This is a genomic window from Streptomyces sp. PU-14G, from assembly GCF_041028275.1.
In the GTDB taxonomy this organism is placed as follows: domain Bacteria; phylum Actinomycetota; class Actinomycetes; order Streptomycetales; family Streptomycetaceae; genus Streptomyces.
This window is the reverse complement of sequence record NZ_JASKYT010000492.1, coordinates 1-3,822: the sequence shown is the minus strand read 5'-3', so window position 1 is coordinate 3,822 and position 3,822 is coordinate 1. Positions and strand designations below refer to the sequence as shown.

Here is a 3,822-nt window from a genome sequence, read left to right as displayed (position 1 = left end):
GGGGGGGGGCAGGGGCAGGGGCAGGGACGCGGATCAGCGCCCCGCGGCGCTACCAGCGGTACCAACGGCCGCGCCGTCCTCCCGTCGTCGGCCGGACGACGAAGCCCAGCAGCCACACCACGAGCACGATCACCGCGATCCACCACAGCGCCTTGAGCGCGAATCCCGCGCCGAACAACAGCAGCGCGAGCAACAGCACGAGCAGCAACGGTCCCATGTCTATCCACCTCCGCGGCCCGAGTGCCCCGCCTCCCCCACGCCATGCACACCGCGCCACGCACCCGCGCCCCGGGACGCGTGCTAGATCGGCACGATCAGGCGGGCCTTGTCCTGGCGGGCCGCGTAGTCGAGGGTCTGCCACGTGCCCGAGACGGTGCTGGTGCCGACCGGGAAACCGATGACGAGGCCGGAGCGGTCCACCATCCACCGGTTCCTGGCCAGGTACGCGGCATCGTCCAGCGGATCGGCCCCCAACTCGACCAGCTCCGCGACCCGGTCCCCGGCGCGGGCGACCGCGTGCCGCGCCTCGGGCGGCTGCTGGTCGAGTACGCCGGGCACCACGACGGTGATCCGGGCCGGTGTGTGCGCGGCCAGCCACGCCAGCGCGAGGCTGTCGATGCCGCGGGCCCCGCCGAGGTGGAAGTGCGCCTCCGGCGCGAAGGGGGCCAGGTAGTGCGCGAACAGCTGCGCGTAGTGGGCGGTCTCCCGGTGCCCCGTCGTCCGGGTCCCGGTGATGGTCACGGTGCGCCTCGTCATCGACTCTGTCTCCGACTCGCGTGGCAGGAAAGGCCATCCACCCGTTCGCGATCCACTCGCACGGCCACCCGCATCTTTCCACGAGGCCGGCCGACTGCGGCAGAGAGCACCACGCGGTGCCGCCGGCGCCGGTAGCGTCGAAAGCAGCATCGGTGACCGTCTCGGGCGGCTCCGTACGCGGCGCGGGCTGACGCAGGAACGGCTGGCGGAGCTCGCCGAGGTCTGCGTCGACACCATCCGCAAACTGGAGCAGAACAGGCGTCAGACGGCGCACATGGCGACGCTCAACCAGCTCGCGCGCGCCCTGGACGTCGACGTGTCCGTACTCGTCGGGTCGCCCGTCACCTTCGAGCCCAGGCCGGACGGCAGCGCGCCGTCCGTGCTCGCGCTGCGCCGGGCGGTGTCACCGGTCCACGGCATGATCGGAGCCCGAGCGGACGAACCCGACCCGGACCCGGAGGACCCGCCGTCCATCGGCGCACTCCGCGCCTCCCTCCGGGCGACCGAGGGAACGCGGCGCGAGGGCCGCATGGGCGCGGTCGGCGCCGTGCTCCCCCAGCTGATCCGCGACGCGCGCGCCGCCGTCCGTGCGTACGAGGGCAGCGACCGCGACCGGGCGGCGGCGTACGCGGTACTCGCCGAGGCGTACCAGGTCGCGGCGACCACGCTGACGGCGCTGGGCAACCCGGACGCGGCGTTCACCGCCATGGAGCGCGCCATGACGGCGGCCCACCGCTCCGACGACCCCCACCTGGAGTCCGTCGGCGCGGCGACACTCGCGTGGGTCTTCACCAAGCAGGGACGTCTGGAGGACGCCGCGCACGTGGCCCTCTCGTACGCCGACCGCAGCGAGCCGGGTTTCCGTGCCGCACCCCTCGACCTGTCGCTGTGGGGCGTCCTGCTGCTGCGGGCGGCGACGGCCGTCGTGCGACAGGGCGACCGCCACTACGACCGCGTGGACGACCTGCTGCGCATGGCGACCGCGGCAGCCGCCGGGATCGGCGCGGACCGACTCGACTACGCCACGCCCTTCGGCCCCACCAACACCGCCGTAGCCAAGGTCAACTTCCTGGTGGAGATGGACCGCTGCGCACCGGCCCTCGCCACCGCCCGCACCGTCCCACGCCTGGGCGCCCTTCCGGCGACCTGGCGCGCGCGCTTCCACGTGGACCGCGCACTCGCCCACGCGGGCCTCGACCAGAACGAGTCCGCCACCCACGCCCTGCTGACAGCCGAGCGGGACGCCCCCGAGTGGATGCGCTACCACGGCACCACCCGCCGCCTCGTCGCCGACCTGCACACCCGCGAACGCCGCCGCACCTCTCCCCTGACGGAACTCGCCGACCGCCTCCACGTGGCCGGGTAGGACAGCACGTCCCACCCGGCGGACGGAGCGGCCGGTCAGCCGCCGGACGAATGACGCTCCGACCTCCCGGTTCGGCCGTGGCCGGGCCAGGAGGAGCGCTGCGGGCGTACCGTTCCGGTATCGAGGAATGGAGGCCACATGCCGTCTCAGGAGCCCGAGTTCGCAGCAGGGGGCCTCAGTGTCGGTGACCGCGTGCGGGCGCTTCGTGAAGCCCGGGGGATGACGCGGGCGGTGCTCGCCGGTTTGTGCGGACGGGGCCCTGACTGGCTGAAGAAGATCGAGTCCGGAGAGCGGGACCTGGATTCCTACACCCTCCTGCTCCGGCTCGCCGCCGGGCTCCAGCTCTCCGACCTGTCGGCGCTTACCGGCGCCGAAGGCGTGGCCCAGCCGGTTCCGCTGGGCCGGCTCAACCACCCCGCGATGCCCGAGATCTGGTCGGCCGTCATGCTGCGCGGCGTCACGCCTGGGGGGCCGCCCCCGGAGGGTGTCGATGTCGCCGCTCTGCGAGGACGGGTCGACCAGACGTGGCGGCTGTGGCACACCTCGGCCCGCAACCGTACGGAGGTCGGTGCCCTGCTGCCCGCGCTGATCCGCGACGCCGAGGCCGCGGCGCGGTCCGGTGACGGCGCGGAGCACCGGCGCGCGGCACTGGTGGCGTTGTCGGACACATACCGCATGGTCGGTCAGGCGACGGCGTACGTGGCTCCGGCGGAGCTGGCGTGGGTCGTCGCCGACCGGGCGCTCGCGGCGGCGCGGCAGGCGGACGATCCCGTCGCGATCGCGGCAGCAGCCTGGAACATGGGCAATGTGCTGCGGGAGACCTCCTACCCGGAGCAGGCGTTGCGCGCGGTCACGGAGGCCGCCGAGCTGCTGCGCCCGCACCTGGACGACGAGTCGGAGGGCATGGGCCCGGGGCACGAGCGGCGCGGCGTCTACGGTGCGCTCCACCTGCACGCCGCCGTCACCTGCGCGCGGGAGGGGCGCGAAGGCGACGCCTGGCGGTACTGGGGCACCGGTGACCGCGCCGCCCGCTCGCTTCCCCCGGCCTACGTGCACCCCTCGACCGTCTTCAGCCGGGCGAACGTCGACTTCCACGCCGTGTCGGTGGCGACGGACCTGCACACCTCCGGCAGGGCACTCTCCCTCGCCGACGACATCGACCCGGACACCATGCCGTCCACGGAGCGCAGAGCACGTCTGTGGGTCGAGGTGGCGCGCGGCCATCTCCAGCGCGGTGACGCGACGGCCGCTCTGCACGTCATGCAGAAGGCACACGGCATCGGCGCGGAGACCGTGCGGTACACCCCTGCGGCCCGTACGGCGACGGCCGAGCTCTGGCGCCGGGCACCCCGTGCGCTGCGTACCGAGGCGAGCGAACTGGCGTCAGCGGTGGGCGTCGCGGTCGCCTGAGCCCCGCACCTGCCGTGCCCGACCGACCGGGACAGGGCGGGACAGGGGGACGTCCTGTCCCTCCGCGCCCGCCCTCACCGGCCTACCGTCGACGGCTCCTGGCGTCATCCGGAAGGAGCCACACCGCATGCACAACACACCGGCGGCAGCCCATGGACAGGCGGCAACCCACGTACCGGAATGGTCTCCTCCGTCGCACGCTCCGTTCACGCTCACGCCCGTCGGGGTGTGGTGGGGTGCCGTGCGGGTGCCGTACGGGCGGGGGCGCCGGGCGGTCCACAGGCTGGGGC

4 protein-coding genes are annotated in these 3,822 nt (G+C 73.9%); 2 read left to right on the top strand and 2 right to left on the bottom strand.

What is annotated here, in order from left to right:
* Positions 1 to 49 precede the first annotated feature (49 nt).
* Entirely contained in the window at positions 50 to 217 is a 168-nt protein-coding gene (locus tag AB8Z75_RS32140) for a DUF5670 family protein (protein ID WP_114016874.1), read from the bottom strand.
* Between the two features lie 83 nt (positions 218 to 300).
* Entirely contained in the window at positions 301 to 756 is a 456-nt protein-coding gene (locus AB8Z75_RS32135) for a hypothetical protein (RefSeq protein ID WP_369208219.1), read from the bottom strand.
* 94 nt (positions 757 to 850) lie between these two features.
* On the opposite strand from AB8Z75_RS32135, the gene AB8Z75_RS32130 reads away from it, so the two are divergent.
* Both AB8Z75_RS32130 and AB8Z75_RS32125 read left to right on the top strand, forming a co-directional pair.
* Positions 851 to 2,122 (top strand): helix-turn-helix domain-containing protein, encoded by a 1,272-nt coding sequence (locus AB8Z75_RS32130; RefSeq protein WP_369208221.1) that lies wholly within the window; start codon positions 851 to 853, stop codon positions 2,120 to 2,122.
* Between the two features lie 138 nt (positions 2,123 to 2,260).
* A complete protein-coding gene (locus AB8Z75_RS32125; RefSeq protein ID WP_369208217.1) occupies positions 2,261 to 3,532 on the top strand; it encodes a helix-turn-helix domain-containing protein in 1,272 nt (423 codons plus the stop codon).
* The last annotated feature ends 290 nt before the right edge of the window (positions 3,533 to 3,822 follow it).

Coding starts and splice junctions, on each gene's coding strand:
- AB8Z75_RS32140 (WP_114016874.1), bottom strand. CDS start 217: ATGGGACCGTTGCTGCTCGTGCTGTTGCTCGCGCTGCTGTTGTTCGGC.
- AB8Z75_RS32135 (WP_369208219.1), bottom strand. CDS start 756: ATGACGAGGCGCACCGTGACCATCACCGGGACCCGGACGACGGGGCAC.
- AB8Z75_RS32125 (WP_369208217.1), top strand. CDS start 2,261: ATGCCGTCTCAGGAGCCCGAGTTCGCAGCAGGGGGCCTCAGTGTCGGT.